This is a genomic window from Pseudomonas fluorescens, assembly GCF_902497625.1.
GTDB classification, from domain to species: Bacteria; Pseudomonadota; Gammaproteobacteria; order Pseudomonadales; family Pseudomonadaceae; genus Aquipseudomonas; species Aquipseudomonas fluorescens_BQ.
In genome coordinates, this window is the sequence record NZ_CABVGX010000037.1 from 39286 (window position 1) to 60580 (window position 21295).

At 56.6% G+C, this 21295-nt stretch carries 18 protein-coding genes; 3 read left to right on the forward strand and 15 right to left on the reverse strand.

Annotation, left to right across the window (positions count from 1 at the left end):
- Positions 1-4 precede the first annotated feature (4 nt).
- The 15 genes from F8N12_RS20445 to mtnA form a co-directional block, all read right to left on the reverse strand.
- On the reverse strand, positions 5-490 hold the full coding sequence (locus F8N12_RS20445) for an acyltransferase (protein ID WP_150582002.1): 486 nt from the start codon (positions 488-490) through the stop codon (positions 5-7).
- A gap of 378 nt (positions 491-868) precedes the next feature.
- A complete protein-coding gene (gene rfbA / locus F8N12_RS20450; RefSeq protein ID WP_150582003.1) occupies positions 869-1750 on the reverse strand; it encodes a glucose-1-phosphate thymidylyltransferase RfbA in 882 nt (293 codons plus the stop codon).
- A gap of 69 nt (positions 1751-1819) precedes the next feature.
- Entirely contained in the window at positions 1820-2887 is a 1068-nt protein-coding gene (locus F8N12_RS20455) for an LPS O-antigen chain length determinant protein WzzB (RefSeq protein WP_150582004.1), read from the reverse strand.
- A gap of 183 nt (positions 2888-3070) precedes the next feature.
- Positions 3071-4144 carry a dTDP-glucose 4,6-dehydratase gene (gene rfbB / locus F8N12_RS20460; RefSeq protein ID WP_150582005.1) on the reverse strand — a complete coding sequence of 358 codons (1074 nt, stop codon included), beginning with the start codon at positions 4142-4144 and terminating at the stop codon, positions 3071-3073.
- Positions 4145-4357: 213 nt separating this feature from the next.
- A complete protein-coding gene (locus F8N12_RS20465; protein WP_150582006.1) occupies positions 4358-4597 on the reverse strand; it encodes a lipopolysaccharide assembly protein LapA domain-containing protein in 240 nt (79 codons plus the stop codon).
- A 26-nt stretch (positions 4598-4623) separates the two neighbouring features.
- The gene (gene ihfB, locus F8N12_RS20470; protein WP_150582007.1) at positions 4624-4923 is read right to left on the reverse strand and encodes an integration host factor subunit beta; all 300 of its coding nucleotides are present in this window, start codon (positions 4921-4923) and stop codon (positions 4624-4626) included.
- Positions 4924-5073: 150 nt separating this feature from the next.
- Positions 5074-5352, reverse strand: coding sequence for a hypothetical protein (locus F8N12_RS20475; RefSeq protein WP_150582008.1), 279 nt, complete (start codon positions 5350-5352; stop codon positions 5074-5076).
- A gap of 281 nt (positions 5353-5633) precedes the next feature.
- Positions 5634-7328, reverse strand: coding sequence for a 30S ribosomal protein S1 (gene rpsA, locus F8N12_RS20480; protein ID WP_150582009.1), 1695 nt, complete (start codon positions 7326-7328; stop codon positions 5634-5636).
- Positions 7329-7447: 119 nt separating this feature from the next.
- Positions 7448-8137 (reverse strand): (d)CMP kinase, encoded by a 690-nt coding sequence (gene cmk / locus F8N12_RS20485; protein WP_150582010.1) that lies wholly within the window; start codon positions 8135-8137, stop codon positions 7448-7450.
- Positions 8134-10341, reverse strand: a complete 2208-nt coding sequence (locus F8N12_RS20490) for a bifunctional prephenate dehydrogenase/3-phosphoshikimate 1-carboxyvinyltransferase (protein ID WP_263596524.1) — start codon at positions 10339-10341, stop codon at positions 8134-8136. The genes cmk and F8N12_RS20490 overlap by 4 nt, the downstream gene beginning before the upstream one ends.
- A gap of 28 nt (positions 10342-10369) precedes the next feature.
- The gene (gene hisC, locus F8N12_RS20495; RefSeq protein ID WP_150582012.1) at positions 10370-11482 is read right to left on the reverse strand and encodes a histidinol-phosphate transaminase; all 1113 of its coding nucleotides are present in this window, start codon (positions 11480-11482) and stop codon (positions 10370-10372) included.
- A gap of 10 nt (positions 11483-11492) precedes the next feature.
- Positions 11493-12587: a prephenate dehydratase gene (gene pheA / locus F8N12_RS20500; RefSeq protein ID WP_028620536.1), complete on the reverse strand. Its 1095-nt coding sequence runs from the start codon at positions 12585-12587 to the stop codon at positions 11493-11495.
- Positions 12587-13672, reverse strand: a complete 1086-nt coding sequence (serC, locus tag F8N12_RS20505; RefSeq protein ID WP_150582013.1) for a 3-phosphoserine/phosphohydroxythreonine transaminase — start codon at positions 13670-13672, stop codon at positions 12587-12589. Before serC ends, pheA begins: the two co-directional genes overlap by 1 nt.
- A gap of 296 nt (positions 13673-13968) precedes the next feature.
- A complete protein-coding gene (gene gyrA / locus F8N12_RS20510; protein WP_150582014.1) occupies positions 13969-16632 on the reverse strand; it encodes a DNA gyrase subunit A in 2664 nt (887 codons plus the stop codon).
- A gap of 444 nt (positions 16633-17076) precedes the next feature.
- Positions 17077-18153 (reverse strand): S-methyl-5-thioribose-1-phosphate isomerase, encoded by a 1077-nt coding sequence (gene mtnA, locus F8N12_RS20515; RefSeq protein WP_150582015.1) that lies wholly within the window; start codon positions 18151-18153, stop codon positions 17077-17079.
- A gap of 106 nt (positions 18154-18259) precedes the next feature.
- Between mtnA and F8N12_RS20520 the strand changes: the two genes are divergently transcribed.
- The 3 genes from F8N12_RS20520 to mupP are packed head-to-tail and all read left to right on the forward strand — an operon-like array spanning position 18260 to position 21025.
- Positions 18260-19594 carry a TRZ/ATZ family hydrolase gene (locus tag F8N12_RS20520; RefSeq protein WP_150582016.1) on the forward strand — a complete coding sequence of 445 codons (1335 nt, stop codon included), beginning with the start codon at positions 18260-18262 and terminating at the stop codon, positions 19592-19594.
- Positions 19595-19650: 56 nt separating this feature from the next.
- The gene (gene ubiG / locus F8N12_RS20525) at positions 19651-20349 is read left to right on the forward strand and encodes a bifunctional 2-polyprenyl-6-hydroxyphenol methylase/3-demethylubiquinol 3-O-methyltransferase UbiG (protein ID WP_150582017.1); all 699 of its coding nucleotides are present in this window, start codon (positions 19651-19653) and stop codon (positions 20347-20349) included.
- Positions 20350-20353: 4 nt separating this feature from the next.
- Complete coding sequence (gene mupP / locus F8N12_RS20530; protein ID WP_150582018.1) at positions 20354-21025, forward strand: N-acetylmuramic acid 6-phosphate phosphatase MupP; 672 nt, start codon at positions 20354-20356, stop codon at positions 21023-21025.
- The last annotated feature ends 270 nt before the right edge of the window (positions 21026-21295 follow it).

A 21295-nucleotide genomic window follows, 5' to 3' on the forward strand; every position in this document is an offset into this window, starting at 1 on the left:
AAAATTACTTGTTGCGTTTAGCGGGTTCAAGAATTTTCGCTGGGTTACCGACCACTGTTACGTTAGGTGGTATTGAACGAGTTACTACCGCACCAGCTCCGATCATCGCATTTTCCCCAATTGTGATCCCGGGAAGTATCGTGCAGTTGGCGCCAAGTGAGGCACCCTTGCAGATCACAGTTCTATCAAATTTTTCCGGGTATATTTTACTTCTTGGAAACCGATCGTTAGTGAAAGTTACATTGGGCCCGATGAAGACATCATCAGATATGGTAATTCCGTCCCACACTTGCACGCCACATTTGATAGTGACTCGATCACCGATGACAACATCATTTTCGATGAAAACGTGATCGCACACGTTACAATCCTCGCCTATCTTGGCAAGTGGTAAAATATGTGTGAAAGCCCATATACGTGAGCCTTTTCCTATATTAGACGACTCACAAAGACCATGTGAGTGTACAAAGTAATTTTTGGGTTCGTTCATTTATAGCTATATCCCTAAAGTATGGCGTGGAACACTTTACTGGTTATATTTAGATCTTTATTACCATTTAACAGTAAGAAATTAGTGAGTATTTTTAGGCCGGGCCTTGACACAGAATTCTGTGTGCAGCTTCTTTATTTTATAAGCCCAATTCGCATTAACGGACTGGTTAAACGTTGTTTCGGGGTATTCGATTAATCACTCAGACTCAGCCATCGCATTATCTAGATCATACGCCGGACAAATGACTGCAGGTATGATTGTAAATTCCGATTAGAGCATGGTTTTAGTGAATCTTGAGTAATTGTGCACGACCGGGGACGGCAAGTTGATGTCATCAAAGGCAAACTGACTGCACAATAACTCAAGATTGTGTATTCAAAGGGATATCTTGGACTCCCGCGCGATGCTTAACAGATATTGCCCGTAGCTATTTTTGCTCAACTCAGATCCTATGTTAACTAGCTGCTCTGCTGTTAGCCAACCGTTGTTAAAAGCAATCTCTTCCAAACACGCAATCTTATACCCCTGACGTTTTTCGATTGTCTCCACGAAATGCGAGGCTTCCAATAGGCTTTCGTGAGTTCCGGTATCCAGCCAGGCAAACCCGCGCCCTAATAGCTCAACGTGTAAATTGCCACGCTCTAAATAAGCTTGATTGATACTAGTAATCTCAAGTTCTCCCCGGGAAGAGGGTTTAACCTGCTTGGCGATATTAACTACTTCATTATCGTAAAAATAGAGGCCCGTCACTGCAAAGTTGGATTTTGGCTCAACTGGTTTTTCTTCAATAGAGATAGCACATCGGTTTTCACCGAATTCCACCACACCAAATCGTTCTGGATCCTTGACTTGATAACCGAAGACTGTAGCCCCCTTTGTGCGATTGACGGCTGCGCGGAGCAGTGGAGTGAAACCTTGTCCGTAAAAAATGTTATCGCCAAGTACGAGACATACCTGGTCATTACCAATAAATTCTTCGCCTATAATGAATGCTTGAGCTAGTCCTTCTGGTTTATCTTGAATTGCATAACTCAGGTTGACACCGATGTTACTTCCATCACCTAGTAGTCGCTTAAATCCATTAACGTCTTCAGCGGTAGTTATGATCAATATATCTCTAATCCCCGCCAGCATTAGCACTGAAAGGGGATAGAAGATCATAGGTTTATCGTAAATCGGAAGCAGCTGTTTAGATACACCCTTTGTAATTGGATAGAGGCGTGTTCCGGAGCCACCCGCCAAAATAATCCCTTTCATGTATTATCCCCTGACAAAGTCTGACTTTTGCAATTTAATTAAATTTAATGAGACAAAAGGTATCTCCCCCTATCTCGTTAACTCGCTCATTCCAACGCTATGATTTTTACGTAAAAATATTCGTAAAAAAGCAATCACCATGCCTATTATTAGGCCTAGTACAGCGGCCAAAACTATAATTATAGTCTTTTTAGGATAGACCGGGTTTTCCGGAAGAATAATTTCACCGTCCATCCTAAACACTTGAACATTTCTAATATTCGATTCTAGCTCCGTATAAAATCTTGATTTTGTTTGTAAGGTTCTGAGTTTATTGATGAATGGGTCATCTGACTTCCGGGTATCAAGATTATTGATTTCAGCTCTCAGCGCGATAGATCCGCGCATATACAACGGCTGCTCGTCCAAGCTGCCGGCAAATTTAACAGCTGCGTCTCCCGTAACAATCGGCGGTCTCTCCAAGCCAATAGCTTCCGCGACAACGAGTGCTTCTTGCAATTTGGCGACTGAATCCTGGCGCTCACGCTGTCCCACTTCACGGAACAATATGATCTGCTGCTGGAGATTCCGAGCGAGAACATCAGCCTCACTTGAAATATTTTTTACCATCTCATTCTTCGCAAGTTCACTCGCGCGCGCGATAAACTTGCCGATTAACATTGCAGCTTGTTCAGCGCTCCCATCTTTGGCCGCGACTAGATAACGATCAGGATTATCCTTAGCGGCAGGAGAAACCGTTAAGGCCTTCGAGTAATCTTCGTACAGATTCTCTATAGATTTCGAGCGCTCTTCTTCCGATAAAGCCGGAAGATAGACAGTATTAAAAAACTCTCGACGAAGTGAATCCGCCTGCAAGTTCCGCATGAAAACACCATAGACATCCTTTACCGAAAAAGGGGCCAAATGGTTTTCTGCAGTTCGGCCATAATTGTAGTTTGCAATATCATTTTGCGTAGGAGGCACAACAACGACTTTCGCCGCATAGATAGGACTGCTCAAAAAAGCAAATGCCGCCCCCACGACCATTACTGCAATCATAGCGCCGAGAATGAGCAATCGCTGTTGCCAGAGAGCGATCATCAATATCCTCAGATCGACCTCATTGCCATTAGAGGATATATCTGAATAATTCTGCATACTAAATTAGCCCTCTGAAGTAACTATCCTGTCTATCTCAGAGAAGACAGGCCCAATAGATCATTGATCAAAATTTCTAGAACCTTGAAACTGTGAATTCTCTTACATAAGTACGATGGTTTTCTTTAATGCGGCTCGCGATGCTAAAATCATCCATGAAGATAATTTTCAGCATTGACACAATCACTTACTTGACCGAGCAGAGTAATTCTCATCAAGCCATTTTTGATAGCTACCACTCTTCACATGAGCTATCCACTCTGTATTCGTGAGATACCACTCAACTGTTTTCCTGATTCCGCTTTCAAAAGTTTCTTCAGGCACCCAGCCCAATTTGCTTTGAATCTTGCCCGCATCAATAGCGTAGCGTTGATCGTGCCCTGGTCGATCCTGCACATAGGTGATTAAACCAGCGTGCGGGCAATAAGGAGAGTCCGGACGCATTTCATCTAGCAGTCCGCAGAGAGTCCGTACAACCTCAATATTTTGCTTCTCGTTGTGACCGCCAACGTTGTAGGTCTCACCGATCTCACCTGAGCTAATAACTTGGAATAAGGCGCGAGCATGGTCCTCGACATACAGCCAATCTCGGACTTGATTACCCTGTCCGTAGACTGGCAGTGACTTACCTTCAAGCGCATTAAGAATGATCAGCGGAATTAGTTTTTCAGGAAAGTGGTACGGACCGTAGTTATTTGAACAGTTGGTGATCAAGAATGGCAGTCCATAGGTACGACCCCATGCTCGGACTAGGTGATCGGAACTGGCTTTACTTGCGGAATAGGGAGAGCTTGGCTGATAAGGCGTGGTTTCTGTGAAAAGATCATCTGGCCCCTCTAGGTCACCATAAACTTCATCTGTAGACACATGATGGAACCGGAATGTTGCCTTACGCTCGTCGCTCAGAGCTTTCCAATAATGGCGAGCCGCTTCAAGTAAAGTATAGGTACCGATGATGTTGGTCTGGATGAATTCCGAAGGCCCCGAAATCGAGCGATCTACATGAGACTCGGCAGCCAGGTGCATGATCGCGTCGGGCTGATGCTCTCGAAAAACACGATCAACTTCTTCACGATCACAAATGTCAACATGCTCAAATGCGTAGCGGGTGTTGTCGCACACTTCTATTAATGATTCAAGGTTGCCCGCGTAGGTAAGTTTATCGACGTTCACGACAGAATCAGTCGAATCGGAAATGATATGTCGGATTACAGCCGAGCCGATAAAGCCGGCTCCGCCGGTTACAAGAATTTTCACTCTAATGCACACCTTTGAGTAACTGACAGAGCTACTAACGCTGCCAAATCCATAAATGCCAGAGTCCGCAATGGTCGATCCTGCTAACGAAGTACTCCGCCCGCCCAAGTATTTCGACCATCGGACAAACGCTGCATTTTACAGTTTAATGAGCGTTTTACTAATGGATATGCGCGGGCTGTATACCATCGACGCGCAGCTAATCGGGCGTTTTCAAGCTAGACGTTTACGAGGTGCTCTCGGTAGGCGCCTTATAAGCCAGCCAAGAGTCGGACCAAGCACCATGCCGGCTAACATAGCAATCACTACGACGAGTGAAATCCTCAATTCGGGCCCCGTCCAACCTAGGAACACCAAAGACACCGGCTGTTGGTTCTCTAGGACGAAAGCTAGGATTGCCAAAACAATAAGCAGGCATAAAACAGCAAGCAGCACTCGTTGAACATTACGCATTTACGGTTCCTTGCTCTGGGGAGGCCCTACACAAGCCCCTCTTCCTCTTCCTCATTCACCCGATCCCGCAACTCCTTCCCCGGCTTGAAATGAGGCACAAACTTCCCGTCAAGGCTCACCGACTGCCCAGTCTTAGGATTCCGCCCAACCCGCGGCGCGCGATAGTGTAACGAAAAACTCCCAAACCCCCGAATCTCAATCCGATCACCGGTGGCCAGGCACTGAGACATTTGTTCAAGCATGGTCTTGATGGCCAGCTCCACATCCTTGGATGAGAGCAGCCCTTGATGGGTGACAATTCGTTCGATCAACTCCGACTTCGTCATATTTTTCCCTTCTTTTTCAAGCAGCTAGGAAAATCGCTACCAAGGTTTTAGCATGACCGGATGAATTTGAACAGTCCGACTTTCTCCACGCTACCGCCAGCAGTGCGCTGCCCGACTACGGGGCATTGCTCCACCGTTTCTTTGCCCGATTTATTTGCAAATCACCAACATGGTTCGGGTTACCAGGCCTGCGGGATTGAAGCCGAATGGGTATTGGTCTTCATCCTTGGCGTCATCGGATCGCGTTACTACTTTGTAGCCTGCGCCTTTGCACTCCTTGGCTGCGCGCTTTTGGCACTTTTCCCAGTTTGAGCCCAGGCCGGAGCAGTCAATTTCGATGCCGCTCACCCCGCGCACTGAGTGAGTTTTGGCGTTTGTGGAGCAGCCTGCCAATGTCAGTAAAGCCAATATGACAATGAGCTTGTTCATTCACTTCCTTATCGGACGCTCTGCCCGACTGGCGTTTGTTTCAGGCTATAGAGTAGCTGCAAATAAGCATTTGATCCTGTTAAAGAAAGGGACCGTTTTTTTGGGGGGATGGTTCAGTGTTTGGGGTGGTTGTGAGGACTGGAGTTGAATGGGGGATCGGCGGATTTGACGATCAACGATTAAGATCAAAAGATCGCAGGCTGCGCCAGCTCCTACAGGGGGTGGAATTGCGGGCATGAAAAAGGGCGACCGAAGTCGCCCTTTTTATGGTCTGACAGAACTTAGTTCTGTTTTTCCATTTGTGCACGCAACAGGTCGCCCAGAGTGGTAGGACCAGGAGCAGCAGTGTCCGAAGCTGGCTTGTCGCGCAGGCTCTGGATTGCTTCTTTCTCTTCAGCATCGTCTTTCGACTTGATGGAGAGCTGGATTACGCGGCTCTTGCGGTCAACGCTGATGATCTTGGCTTCTACTTCCTGGCCTTCTTTCAGAACGTTGCGCGCGTCTTCAACGCGGTCACGGCTGATTTCGGAGGCTTTCAGAGTCGCTTCGATATCGTCGGCCAGAGTGATGATGGCGCCTTTAGCGTCAACTTCTTTCACAGTGCCTTTAACGATTGCGCCTTTGTCGTTCTCTTGAACGTACTCGGAGAACGGATCGCTTTCCAGTTGCTTGATACCCAGGGAGATGCGCTCGCGCTCTGGGTCAACCGACAGGATAACGGTGTCAAGCTCGTCGCCCTTCTTGAAGCGGCGAACGGCTTCTTCGCCCACTTCGTTCCAGGAGATGTCGGACAGGTGAACCAGACCGTCGATGCCGCCGTCCAGACCAATGAAGATACCGAAATCGGTGATCGACTTGATGGTGCCGGAGATTTTATCGCCCTTGTTGAACTGGCCAGAGAAATCTTCCCATGGGTTAGATTTGCACTGCTTGATGCCGAGGGAGATACGACGACGCTCTTCGTCGATGTCCAGAACCATAACTTCCACTTCGTCGCCGACTTGTACGACTTTCGAAGGGTGGATGTTCTTGTTGGTCCAGTCCATTTCGGAAACGTGTACCAGGCCTTCAACGCCTTCTTCCAGCTCAGCGAAGCAGCCGTAGTCGGTCAGGTTGGTTACACGAGCGGTAACGCGAGTGCTTTCTGGGTAACGGGCTTTGATAGCAACCCATGGATCTTCGCCCAGTTGCTTGAGGCCCAGAGAAACACGGTTGCGTTCGCGATCGTATTTCAGAACCTTGACATCGATCTCGTCGCCAACGTTGACGATTTCCGATGGATGCTTGATACGCTTCCAAGCCATGTCGGTAATGTGCAGCAGGCCATCGACGCCACCCAGATCGACGAATGCGCCGTAATCGGTGAGGTTCTTGACGATACCTTTGACTTGTTGGCCTTCCTGCAGGGATTCCAGCAGAGCTTCACGCTCGGCGGAGTTCTCGGCTTCGAGGACGCTGCGACGGGAAACGACAACGTTGTTGCGCTTCTGATCCAGCTTGATGACCTTGAATTCCAGCTCTTTGCCTTCCAGGTGCGTGGTGTCGCGCACTGGACGGACGTCAACCAGAGAACCTGGCAGGAACGCACGGATGCCGTTAACGTCGACTGTGAAGCCGCCTTTAACCTTACCGTTGATAACGCCCTTGACCACTTCTTCGGCTGCGAAGGCTGCTTCCAGAACAATCCAGCACTCGGCGCGCTTGGCTTTTTCACGGGACAGCTTGGTTTCACCAAAGCCGTCTTCAACCGAGTCCAGAGCAACGTGAACTTCGTCACCGACATTGATAGTCAGATCGCCAGCGTCGTTGTAGAACTGCTCAAGCGGGATGAGTGCTTCAGACTTCAGGCCAGCGTGAACGGTTACCCAACGTGCTTGGTAATCGATATCAACGATAACACCGGTGATGATGGAGCCTGCCTGAAGGTTCAGGGTTTTTAGGCTTTCTTCAAAGAGTTCCGCAAAGCTTTCGCTCATTTTAATTCCTGAGTATAAGGGCGAAGAATACGCCCATCTCCACATCCCAGACGACGTGGGTTACGTTCATTTAAAGAAGCACCGCAGGACTATGACTGGTCCCCTGAAACGCTTCTTGGTCACCCGGCGATATCGCGGAGTGCGATCTCGCTCATGATGCGTTGCAACACCTGATCGATGGATAATTCCGTGGAATCCAGCTGAATGGCGTCAGCCGCCGGCTTGAGCGGGGCTACCGCTCGCTGGGTGTCACGCTCATCGCGTGCACGTATCTCATCTAGCAGACTCGACAGACTAACACCATCGACTTTGCCCTTCAACTGCAAGTAACGACGGCGCGCACGCTCCTCGGCACTGGCAGTCAGGAAGATTTTCAGCGGCGCATCCGGGAAAACTACAGTGCCCATGTCGCGCCCATCAGCGACCAGACCCGGCATCTCCTGAAAGGCGCGCTGCCTCTGGAGCAAGGCTTCGCGGACCGCCGGCAGTGCGGCGACCTGCGACGCACCCGAGCCGACGCTCTCGGTGCGGATCACGTCGCTGACCTCGTCGCCTTCGAGAATGATGCGTTGCAGCTGACCGTCGGTCGCCGCGATGAACTGCACATCCAGATGAGCGGCAAGTTGCTTGAGCAGCTCTTCGTTGGTCAGGTCGACGCCGTGGTTGTGGGCGGCGAACGCCAGCAAGCGATAAAGCGCACCGGAATCGAGCAGGTTCCAGCCCAGACGTTTGGCCAGAATGCCGGCGACCGTGCCTTTGCCAGAGCCGCTTGGCCCATCAATGGTGATGACCGGTGCGATATTTTTCACGATTGAGCCTCTTGTGCCACACGAATGCCGACTTGGGCGCACAGCGCGAGGAAGTTCGGGAACGACGTTGCGACGTTGGCGCAGTCATGGATGCGGATCGGCGCCGTGGCGCGCAGCGAAGCAACACTGAAGGCCATGGCAATGCGGTGATCGCCGTGTCCATGCACTTCGCCGCCGCCGATCAGGCCGCCGTCGATGATGATGCCGTCCGGGGTCGGCTCGCATTTGACGCCCAGGGCCAGCAAGCCATCGGCCATGACCTGAATGCGGTCCGATTCCTTGACGCGCAGCTCTTCGGCGCCGCGCAACACGGTGCGCCCTTCGGCACAGGCAGCGGCGACGAACAGCACCGGGAATTCGTCGATGGCCAGTGGCACCAGCGCTTCGGGAATCTCGATGCCCTTGAGTTTAGCTGCACGTACGCGCAGATCCGCTACCGGTTCGCCACCGACTTCACGCTGGTTTTCCAGGGTGATGTCGGCGCCCATCAGACGCAGGATGTCGATGACGCCGGTGCGCGTCGGGTTAATGCCGACGTGCTCAAGCACCAGCTCGGAACCTTCGGCAATCGACGCCGCCACCAGGAAGAACGCCGAAGACGAGATATCGCCCGGCACTTCAATGTGGGTGGCAGTGAGCTTGTGCCCGGACTCGACCGACGCCGTCGCGCCGTCGACGCTGACCGGGTAGCCGAAGCCACGCAGCATGCGCTCGGTGTGATCGCGAGTCGGTGCTGGCTCGGTGACGGTGGTTTTGCCGTCGGCGTACAGACCGGCCAGCAACAGGCAGGATTTAACCTGGGCACTGGCCATCGGCATGGTGTAGGTCAGGCCTTTGAGCTTGTTGCCGCCACGGATGACCATCGGCGGACGACCTTCGGCAGCGGTCTCGATCACGGCGCCCATCTCACGCAGCGGATTGGCTACGCGGTTCATTGGGCGCTTGGACAGCGAGGCGTCGCCGGTCAGGGTGCTGTCGAAGTTCTGCGCCGCCAACAGGCCGGAAAGCAGACGCATCGAGGTGCCGGAGTTGCCCAGGTAGATCGGGCCCGGCGCCGGCTTCAAGCCATGCAGGCCGACGCCGTGAATGGTCACGCGACCGTGGTGCGGACCTTCGATCACGACGCCCATGTCACGGAAGGCTTGCAAGGTCGCCAGGGCATCTTCGCCCTCGAGGAAGCCTTCGACTTCGGTGACGCCTTCGGCAAGCGAACCGAGCATGATCGAACGGTGGGAAATCGATTTGTCGCCCGGTACACGAATCCGCCCAGTCAGGCGGCCACCAGGTTGTGCCAGGAAAATCAGGTCGTTGGAGTTCATAGCGTCCACATAAGCCCGGCGGGCCAGGATTTTACTGAAATGTTCGCGGGCAACCCGGGCGCGTGTAAACACGCCCAGCAATTGGTGCCCATCCCCTGCATCGACCGCGTCGCGCAAGGCGTCGAGGTCGCTGCGAAATGTATCGAGTGTGCGCAGGACAGCTTCGCGGTTGGCGAGGAAGATGTCGTGCCACATGACCGGGTCACTTCCCGCGATTCTTGTGAAATCACGGAAACCGCCGGCAGCGTAACGGAAGATCTCAAGGTTTTCATTGCGCTTGGCCAATGAATCGACCAAACCGAACGCCAACAGGTGCGGTAAATGGCTCGTCGCCGCCAGCACTTCGTCGTGACGCTCGACCTGCATGTGCTCGACGTCGGCGCCCAATTCGCGCCACAGACGGTCGACCACCGCAAGCGCGGCCGGATCGGTCTGGTCCAGCGGCGTCAAAATGACTTTGTGGCGACGGAACAGCTCGGCGTTGGAGGCTTCCACCCCGCTCTGCTCGGAACCGGCAATCGGATGGCCCGGGACAAAACGCGGCGGCATGCCACCAAAGGCTTCAGTCGCGGCGCGCACCACGTTGCCTTTGGCACTGCCGACATCGGTCAGAATCACCGAGCCCAGATCCATCGCTGCCAACCGGGCGAGCATTTTTTCCATGGCCAGAATCGGCACGGCGAGCTGGATCACGTCGGCGCCCTGGCACGCAACAGCCAGGTCTTCTTCGCAGCGATCCACCACGCCCAGCTCCACCGCCAGTTTGCGCGACTGTGGATCAAGGTCGACCCCGACCACTTCGCGGCACAGGCCACTCTCGCGCAAACCCTTGGCGAACGAACCGCCAATCAAGCCCAGACCGACCACCACCAGGCGACCGATCATAGGTGCAGCAGGTTGCAATGCAGTGACATCAACCACGGGCCAGAACCTTGGTCAGCGCCTCAAGGAAACGCGTGTTTTCCGAAGGCAAGCCGATGGTGATGCGCAAATGGTTCGGCATGCCGTAATTGGCCACCGGACGCACGATCACGCCTTCACGGAGCAAGCCCTGGAACACCGGCGCTGCCACCTGGCCGAGATCGACGCAGATGAAGTTGCCCTTGGACGGAATCCAGCTCAGGCCCAGCTCGCGGAAACCCGCTTGCAGCTGCTGCATGCCGGCTTCGTTGAGGCGACGGCTTTGTGCCAGGTAATCGGTGTCTTGCAGTGCGGCGCACGCAGCGGCGAGGGCCAGGCTGTTGACGTTGAACGGCTGACGCACGCGGTTGAGCACATCGGCCACGACAGCAGTCGACAGGCCATAACCGACGCGCAATGCCGCCAGACCGTAAGCCTTGGAGAACGTGCGCGAAACCAGCAGGTTCGGGTACGCCGCCAGGTAATCCAGACCGTCCGGCAAGTCGCTGCCTTCGGCGTATTCGATGTAGGCCTCGTCCAGCACGACCAGCACGTGGGCCGGAACGTCCTGCAGGAATTCGTCCAGCGCTTCGGCGCCGAACCAGGTGCCGGTCGGGTTGTTCGGGTTGGCGATGAACACCACACGGGTGTCGGCATCGATCGCGGCAAGCATGGCCGACATGTCGTGGCCCCAGTCTTTGGCCGGGATCACTTTTGCGGTAGCACCGACGGCTTGGGTGACGATCGGATAGACCGCGAAGGCGTGCTCGCTGAACACCGCGTTGAGGCCCGGCGCCAGATAGGCGCGCGCGACCAGCTCGAGAATGTCGTTGGAGCCGTTGCCCAGCGTCACCTGATTGAGTTCGACGCGGCACTGATCGGCCAGCAAGGTCTTCAGTGCAAAACCGTTGCCGTCGGGGTAACGGGTCAACTCAGCCAGTTCATCACGAATCGCGGCCAGGGCTTTTGGACTGGCGCCCAGCGGGTTTTCGTTGCTCGCCAGCTTGACGATGCTCGCCGGATCGAGGTCCAGTTCGCGCGCCAGTTCGTCCACGGGTTTGCCCGGAACGTAAGGCGAAAGTTGTTGCACGCCCGGCTGTGCCAGAGCGAGGAAGTCGCCACTCATTTGCTACCCCTTAGAGGACTGCTTTCGGGTAGGAACCCAGCACTTTGAGTGCTACTGCTTCCTGACTGATCTTTTCCAGCACACCTTTGATCAACGGATCGCGGTGGTGACCGACGAAATCGATAAAGAACACGTAGGTCCATTTACCGCTGCGCGACGGACGAGTCTCGATGCGCGTCAGGTCGATGCCGTTGTCGTGGAACGGCACGAGCAATTCGTGCAGGGCGCCGGGCTTGTTGCTCATGGAGACGATGATCGAGGTCTTGTCGTCGCCGGTCGGTGGCACTTCCTGGCTGCCGATCATCAAAAAGCGCGTGGAGTTGTCCGGGCGATCTTCAATCTTTTCGGCAAGACGGGTCAGCCCGTACAGGCCAGCCGCCATATCACCGGCAATCGCCGCCGAATTCCACTCCCCCTTGACCCGCTTGGCCGCTTCGGCGTTGCTCGATACCGCCACGCGCTCGACATTCGGGTAGTGTGCGTCAAGCCACTTGCGGCACTGGGCCAGCGACTGCGCGTGGGAATAGATGCGGCTGATGCTGTCGGTCTTGGTGTTTTCGCCAACCAGCAAGTGGTGGTGAATGCGCAGCTCGACTTCGCCACAGATGACCATGTCGTGTTCGAGGAAGCTGTCCAGCGTGTGGTTGACCGCGCCTTCGGTGGAGTTTTCCACCGGCACGACGCCGAAATTCACCGCACCGGCGGCCACTTCGCGGAACACTTCGTCGATCGCCGCCATCGGCTTGCTGATGACTGCGTGGCCGAAGTGTTTCATGGCCGCCGCCTGGGTGAACGTGCCTTCAGGGCCGAGATAGGCCACTTTCAGCGGCTGCTCGAGGGCGAGGCACGAGGACATGATTTCGCGGAACAGCCGCGCCATCTCTTCGTTGCCCAGCGGCCCCTGATTGCGCTCCATCACGCGCTTGAGTACCTGAGCTTCGCGCTCGGGACGATAGAACACCGGCACTTCGCCTTCGGCCAGCGAGGCCATTTTTACCCGCGCCACTTCCTGGGCGCAGCGCGCACGCTCACTGATCAGCTCGAGGACTTTGGTGTCCAGCGCATCAATGCGAACGCGCAGGGCCTTGAGTTCTTGCTCAGACATTAGCCGTGTTCCTTCTCGAACTCTGCCATGTACGAAACCAGCGCGTTGACCGCGCCGATGTCGACGGCGTTATAGATGGAGGCGCGCATGCCGCCTACGGAGCGGTGACCCTTGAGGTTCAACAGGCCACGCTCGTCGGCGCCGGCGAGGAACGGTTTGTCGAGACGGTCGTCCGCGAGGCGGAACGGCACGTTCATCCACGAACGGTCGGACGGGTTGATCGGGTTGCTGTAGAGGCCGCTTGCATCGATGAAGCTGTACAGTGTGCGCTGCTTCTGTTCATTGAGTTTGCCGATGGCTTCGACGCCGCCCTGCTCTTTGAGCCACTCGAACACCAGACCGGACAAGTACCAGGCCAGCGTCGGCGGGGTGTTGTACATGGAGCCGTTATCGGCCGCAACCTTGTAGTTGAGCATGGTCGGGCACAGGGAGCGGGCCTTGCCGAGCAAGTCTTCGCGGATGATGTTGACCACCAGACCGCTCGGCCCGATGTTTTTCTGTGCGCCGGCGTAGATCATGCCGAAACGCGAGATGTCGACCGGACGCGAAAGAATGTCCGAGGACATGTCGGCGACCAGCGGGACGTCACCGGTTTCCGGAATCCACTGGAATTCCAGGCCGCCGATGGTTTCGTTCGGCGCGTAGTGAACGTAGGCCGCGTCTTTCGACAGGTTCCATTCGTTCTGCCCGGGGATGGCGAAATAGTCGTAAGGCTTGGCAGTGGCGGCGACGTTGACGTGGCCGTAACGCGAGGCTTCTTCGATGGCTTTCTGTGACCAGATACCGGTATCGATGTAATCGGCGCTGCCGCTTTCCGGCAACAGGTTCAGCGGAATCTGCGCAAATTGCTGGCTGGCGCCACCTTGCAGGAACAGCACTTTGTAGTTCGAAGGGATATTGAGCAGATCACGCAGATCCTGCTCGGCCTTGGTCGCAATGGACACGAACTCGTCGCTGCGATGGCTCATTTCCATGACCGACAGGCCTTTGCCGTGCCAATCGAGGAGTTCACCCTGAGCGCGCTTCAGGACAGCTTCGGGAAGCGCCGCAGGACCGGCACAGAAGTTATAGGCTCTCTTGCTCACATCCAATCTCGCTCTGATTTGGTGGATCACATATCAGTCGACACCGATCCAATGCGGGAGCGGGCTTCCTGTGGCGAGGGGGTTTACCCCCGTTGGAGTGCGAAGCGCCCCCTAAACCAGCCACCGCCATCTCGCAAGAGGACGTGGTGACAGGTTTGCGATTGCTGCGCAATCGAACGGGGGCAAGCCCCCTCGCCACAAAAGCCCGGCACCCACACGGATCTCCATGGGTGTCGATATTTCATACCGGACAAACAACAAGGGGGCGAATTCTCATCCGCCCCCTGTGTGTCCGCTTACTCTTGCGGTTCTTCGTCTGCGGCGGCGTCGAGTTGCTGGTCTTCGACTGCGTCGTCGATCACGACCTCACCGTCGAACACTGCACCTTCTTCGCCCTCCTCGCCTTCGAGCTCTTCGCCCTCGACTTCCGACGGCTCCTGAACCCGTTCCAGACCGACCAGCGTTTCGTCACTGGCCAGTTTGATCAGGGTCACGCCCTGGGTGTTTCGACCCAGGCTGGAAACCTCGTCAACACGGGTACGCACCAGTGTGCCCTGGTCGGAAATCAGCATGATCTCCTCGCCGTCGAGCACCTGCACCGCGCCGACCAGACGGCCGTTGCGATCGTTGCTGACCATGGCGATGACGCCCTGACCGCCACGCTTGTACTCAGGGAACTCGGAGATCGCCGTACGCTTGCCGTAACCACGGGCCGAAGCAGTGAGGATCTCGCTGCCTTCTTCGGGGATCAGCATGGAAATCAGCTTCTGCCCTTCCGGCAGACGCATGCCGCGCACACCGCGAGCGGTACGGCCCATGGCACGAACGTCGGTTTCCTTGAAGCGCGTCACTTTACCGCCATCGGAGAACAACATGACTTCGCGGCTGCCATCGGTGATGGACGCGGAAATCAGTACGTCACCTTCGTCCAGCTCCAGCGCGATCAGACCGACGCTACGCTGACGGCTGAAGGATTCCAGCGGGGTCTTCTTCACGGTGCCTTTGGCGGTGGCCATGAAGATGAAGTGGCCTTCGGTGTATTCCTCGACCGGCAGCATGGTGGTGATGTATTCATCACTGTCGAGCGGCAGCAGGTTGACCAGCGGACGACCACGGGCAGCGCGGGACGCTTCCGGAATTTCGTAGGTTTTCAGCCAGTACACCTTGCCTTTGCTGGAGAACAGCAGCAGCGTGGTGTGGCTGTTGGCGACCAGCAGGTGCGCGATGTAGTCCTCGTCCTTGACGCCGGTAGCCGATTTGCCTTTGCCACCACGACGCTGAGCCTGATACGCAGCCAGTGGCTGGGTCTTGGCGTAGCCACCGTGGGAAATGGTCACGACGCGCTCTTCTTCCGGGATCATGTCGCCCAGGGTCAGGTCGAGACGGGCATCGAGAATCTCGGTGCGACGCACATCGCCGTATTCGGCGCGGATCACTTCCAGTTCTTCGCGAATCACTTCCATCAGGCGCGTGGCGCTGCTGAGGATGCGGATCAACTCGCCGATCTGGTTGAGAATCTCTTGATACTCGGCCAGCAGCTTCTCGTGTTCCAGACCGGTCAGACGGTGCAGGCGCAGCTCGAGAATGGCCTGCGCCTGTTCCGGCGACAGGAAGTACTTGCCTTCGCGCAGACCGTATTGCGGGTCCAGGGTCTCGGGACGGCACGAATCGGCACCGGCGCGCTCGACCATCGCGACCACGGCGGAAGATTCCCACGCGGTCTTGATCAGCGCTTCCTTGGCTTCCGAAGGCGTTGGCGACGCCTTGATCAGGGCGATGACCGGGTCGATGTTCGACAGGGCAACCGCTTGACCTTCCAGAATGTGACCACGTTCGCGGGCTTTACGCAGTTCGAACACGGTACGGCGGGTAACGACTTCGCGACGGTGGCGCACGAAGGCTTCCAGCAGGTCCTTGAGGTTGAGGATCCGCGGACGGCCGTCGATCAGCGCGACGATGTTGATGCCGAACACCGCTTGCAGCTGGGTCTGGGCGTAGAGGTTGTTGAGGATCACCTCAGGCACTTCGCCACGACGCAGTTCGATCACGACGCGCATACCGTCCTTGTCCGACTCGTCGCGCAGTTCGGTGATGCCTTCCAGCTTCTTCTCTTTGACCAGCTCGGCGATCTTCTCGATCAGACGGGCCTTGTTCAGCTGGTAAGGAAGTTCGGTGATGACGATCTGTTGACGGCCACCGACCTTGTCGATGTCTTCGATGGTCGAGCGGGCACGCATGTAAATGCGCCCGCGACCGGTGCGGTAGGCTTCGATGATGCCGGCGCGACCGTTGATGATCGCGGCGGTCGGGAAGTCCGGACCGGGGATGTATTGCATCAGCTCATCGATGGTCAACTCGGGGTTGTCGATGAGCGCCAGGCAACCGTCGATGACTTCACCGAGGTTGTGTGGCGGGATGTTGGTCGCCATGCCCACGGCGATACCGCTGGAGCCGTTGACCAGCAGGTTGGGAATACGGGTCGGCATGACCGCAGGGATCATTTCGGTGCCGTCGTAGTTCGGCACCCAGTCCACGGTTTCTTTATGCAGGTCAGCCAGCAGCTCGTGCGCCAGCTTGGTCATGCGCACTTCGGTGTATCGCATGGCGGCGGCGTTGTCGCCGTCAACCGAACCGAAGTTACCCTGACCGTCTACCAGCAGGTAGCGCAGCGAGAATGGCTGCGCCATCCGAACGATGGTGTCGTAAACAGCGGTATCACCGTGCGGGTGATACTTACCGATCACGTCACCGACAACACGGGCAGATTTCTTGTACGGCTTGTTGAAGTCGTTGCCCAGCTCGCTCATCGCGAACAGCACACGCCGGTGCACGGGCTTCAAGCCATCGCGCGCATCCGGCAGTGCCCGCCCGACAATTACGCTCATTGCGTAGTCGAGGTAGGACTGCTTCAGCTCGTCTTCGATATTGACCGGGAGGATTTCTTTGGCCAGTTCGCCCATGAGAAGCCTGATTCCTTTTTCTGGTGAAACTTCGTCACATCCATATGGGACGAACGAAGCTCGCCGCTGCAGGCTGAGTGCCATGCAACGACTTACGACAAATCAACGATTTATGCCACGGATCTGCGCAGTAAAGGCAGCCACATCGAGCTACCCTGGAAACCGCCGAATGTTATCACAAGAGCCGCCACGCACCTATCCCCCAGATGCGCATGGAGTGTAGTTAGTTGAGTGGTGAGGGGCTGATAGGGGATCAGAGGGGCTTAGAGCTGTGTTTGATACAGATTTTGGGGTCAGATGATAGGTATTTATGGTTTCAGGGCCCCTTCGCGAGCAGGCTCGCTCCCACATTGGGGCCGTGTCGTGTGCAAAATATGCGTTTGACTCGGTCAAATGTGGGAGCGAGCCTGCTCGCGAAGGCGATTTATCAGGCGCTGAAGACCATCAATGCAACCGCTTGCGACACATCAACTGTGCCATCTTCGCGGTATCCGGCCGCTCGACGATGCCTTTCTCGGTGACGATCACATCGATCAGATCCGCTGGCGTTACATCGAACACCGGGTTGAACGCATCGACATCCGCGCCGACCCGTTTGCCGCCGACTTCCAGCAACTCGCGGCCGTCGCGCTCTTCGATCGGGATGTCGTCACCGCTGGCAAGGTTCATGTCGATGGTCGAACTCGGCGCCACCACCATGAAGCGCACGCCGTGATGCATGGCGTTGACTGCCAGTTGATAGGTGCCGATCTTGTTCGCCACGTCGCCATTGGCGGTGATGCGGTCGGCGCCGACGATGACCCAGGTGATGCCTTTGGTCTTCATGATGTGCGCAGCGGCGGAGTCGGCGTTAAGCGTTACGGGAATGCCTTCGTTGGCCAGTTCCCACGCGGTCAGTCGCGAACCTTGCAGCCACGGACGGGTTTCATCGGCGTAAACCCGCTCGACCATGCCTTCGATAAAGGCACCGCGAATCACCCCCAGCGCCGTGCCGAAGCCGCCGGTGGCGAGTGCACCGGTGTTGCAGTGAGTCAGAATGGTCTGCGCGTTACCCTGATGCTTGCGGATCAGGTCAACACCGAGCTGCGCCATGGTCAGGTTGGCTTCGCGGTCACTGTCATGGATAGCGATGGCCTCGGCCTCCAGCACGGCCAGCGGATCGGCGTGATTTTTCAGACGGTCCAGCCGATCACGCATGCGAGCGAGCGCCCAGAACAGATTCACCGCCGTCGGCCGCGAGTCCGCCAGCAGCGCGAAGTCTTCTTCCAGCGCCGCATGCCAATCGCCACCCTCGGCGAAGCGGGCCCGGGCAGCCAGCACCACACCGTAAGCCGCACTGATGCCAATCGCCGGCGCGCCACGCACGACCATCGAGCGAATGGCCTCGGCAACGCCTGCCGCGCTGGTGTAGGCGATCCAGGTTTCTTCGAACGGCAAAATACGTTGGTCCAGCAGATACAGGGCGCCCTCACGCCAATCGATGGCCTTTACCTTCTCCGCAGCCAACAGTCGATCGCGCATCCCACACCCCGTATTCAGTAACAAAGCCGCCGATTATAGCGAGCCCCCCGCGAAGACGCTCGGGTATACTTCGCCCTCTTCACAAAAGCTCTGGAACCGACTCTCGATGCCAAACCCTGCCCCTGCTCTCGACCTGTTATTGCTGCCGACCTGGCTGGTACCCGTGGAACCTGCAGGTGTCGTCCTCAAGGAACACGGCGTGGGCATTCGCGACGGGCGCATTGTCTTCATCGGCCCACGTTCTGCCGCACTGAAGCTTGAAGCAAGCGAAATCCGCGAATTGCCGGACGTGCTGCTCAGCCCCGGCCTGATCAATGCCCATGGCCATGCAGCCATGACGCTGTTCCGCGGCCTCGCCGATGATTTGCCGCTGATGACCTGGCTGGAAAACCACATCTGGCCGGCGGAAGCCAAATGGGTCGATGAAGCCTTCGTGCGTGACGGCACCGACCTGGCCATTGCCGAGCAGATCAAGGGCGGCATCACCTGCTTTTCCGACATGTATTTCTTCCCCAAGGTGGCCAGTGAGCGCGTGCACAACAGCGGCATCCGCGCGCAGATCGCGATTCCTGTTCTCGACTTCCCCATCCCGGGCGCCAGCTCGGCGGACGAAGCCATTCGTCAGGGCGTAGAACTGTTCACCGACCTCAAGCACCACGAACGCATCAAAGTGACGTTCGGCCCGCACGCGCCTTACACCGTGGGCGATGAAAACCTCGAGAAGATCCGGGTGATCGCCGAGGAACTGGACGCTTCTATTCACATGCACGTGCACGAAACTGCATTCGAGGTGCAGCAAGCGGTCGAGCAGACCGGCGAACGACCACTGGCCCGCCTCGAGCGGCTGGGACTGCTGGGCCCGCGCTTTCAGGCTGTGCACATGACCCAGATCAGCGAAGAAGACCTGGCGATGCTGGTAGAAAGCAACACCAATGTGATTCATTGTCCCGAGTCGAACCTGAAGCTGGCCAGCGGTTTCTGCCCGGTCGAGCGTTTGTGGCAGGCGGGTGTCAATGTCGCTATCGGCACTGACGGCGCGGCCAGTAATAATGACCTGGATCTGCTGGGCGAAACCCGCACCGCTGCGTTGCTGGCAAAAGCGGTCGCCGGCTCGGCCACGGCGCTGGACGCTCACCGCGCATTGCGCATGGCCACGCTGAACGGCGCCCGCGCGCTGGGTATCGAGGCTGATGCGGGTTCGCTGGAAATCGGCAAAGCGGCAGACATGGTTGCGTTCGACCTGTCCGGGCTGGCGCAACAACCGGTCTACGATCCGGTGTCGCAGCTTATATATGCTACCGGTCGCGACTGCGTGAAACACCTGTGGGTCGCTGGCAAGCAGTTGCTCGACGACCGCCGCCTGACGCGCATGGATGAACAGCAACTGGCCGCCACCGCCAAGGCCTGGGGCCAGCGCATCAGCGGTCGGAACGAATTGTAAGCCCCCCGGAGCCAACCCCGGGGCAACAGGATTTTTCAGGTTTTAGAGGATTGAACATGAGCAACGTCGACTACGCCGAGATCGCCAAATTCGAAGCGCTGGCCCATCGCTGGTGGGACCGCGAAAGCGAATTCAAACCGCTGCACGACATCAACCCGCTGCGGGTCAACTGGATTGACGAGCGCGTCAACCTGGCCGGCAAGAAGGTCCTCGACGTCGGTTGCGGTGGCGGCATCCTCAGCGAAGCCATGGCGCAACGCGGCGCGACGGTGATGGGCATCGACATGGGCGAAGCGCCGCTGGCGGTCGCCCAGTTGCATCAGCTGGAATCGGGGGTGACCGTTGAATACCGGCAGATCACCGCCGAAGCACTGGCAGAGGAAATGCCCGAGCAGTTCGATGTAGTGACGTGCCTGGAAATGCTCGAGCACGTGCCGGATCCGTCCTCGGTGATTCGCGCCTGCTACAAAATGGTCAAACCGGGCGGCCAGGTGTTCTTCTCCACCATCAACCGCAACCCGAAGGCTTACCTGTTCGCCATCGTCGGCGCTGAATACATCATGAAGCTGCTGCCGCGCGGCACTCATGACTTCAAGAAATTCATCCGCCCTTCCGAGCTGGGTGCCTGGAGCCGCATGGCTGGCCTGACCGTCAAGGACATCATTGGCCTGACGTACAACCCGCTGACCAAACACTACAAACTGGCGTCGGACGTGGACGTCAATTACATGATCCAGACCCTGCGCGAGGAATAAGGCGATGCGTCTCAGAGCGGTTCTTTTCGACATGGACGGCACGCTGCTCGACACCGCGCCTGACTTCATCGCGATTTCTCAGGCGATGCTCGCCGACCGTGGCTTGCCGCCAATCAACCCGCAGTACATTCGCGATGAAATTTCCGGTGGTGCGCGAGCGATGGTCGCCGCGACCTTTTCCATGGACCCGGAATCGCCGGGTTTCGAGGAATTGCGTCAGGAGTTTCTCGACCGCTATCTCAAGGGTTGCGCGGTGCACAGCCATCTATTCGATGGCATGGCCGAAGTACTGGAGAAAATCGAGAAAGCCAATCTGATCTGGGGCGTGGTCACCAACAAACCGGTGCGCTTCGCCGAGCCGATCATGCAGCAACTGGGCCTGGCTGAACGCTCGAAAGTATTGATCTGCCCGGACCATGTGACCAACAGCAAGCCGGACCCGGAACCGCTGACGCTGGCGTGCAAGCTGCTGGATCTGGACCCGGCCAGTGTGCTGTTTATCGGCGATGATTTGCGCGACATCGAGTCCGGCCGTGATGCCGGCACAAAAACCTGTGCCGTGACGTACGGCTACATTCACCCGGATGACAACCCGAAACACTGGGGCGCGGATGCCGTGATCGATCATCCGCTCGATTTGATTGCAGTGCTGGATAACGCGTTGTGTAGTTGCTAATGAGCCGCGCCCCATGTCCGTATAGCAGCTGCCAAAGGCCGCGTGACCCGTAGCAGCTGCCGAAGGCTGCGTCCGACTGCGAAGCAGTCGCTTAAGCCCCAGACTGGGACTGGCTCAGATACTGCGCAGCCATTATTTACGCCTGCTTCGCAGTCGGACGCAGCCTTCGGCAGCTGCTACAGGGAGCGCGGTTCCTGCTATAGGGGACGCAGCCTTCGGCAGCTGCTACAGGGAGCGCGGTTTCTGCTACAGGGGACGCAGCCTTCGGCA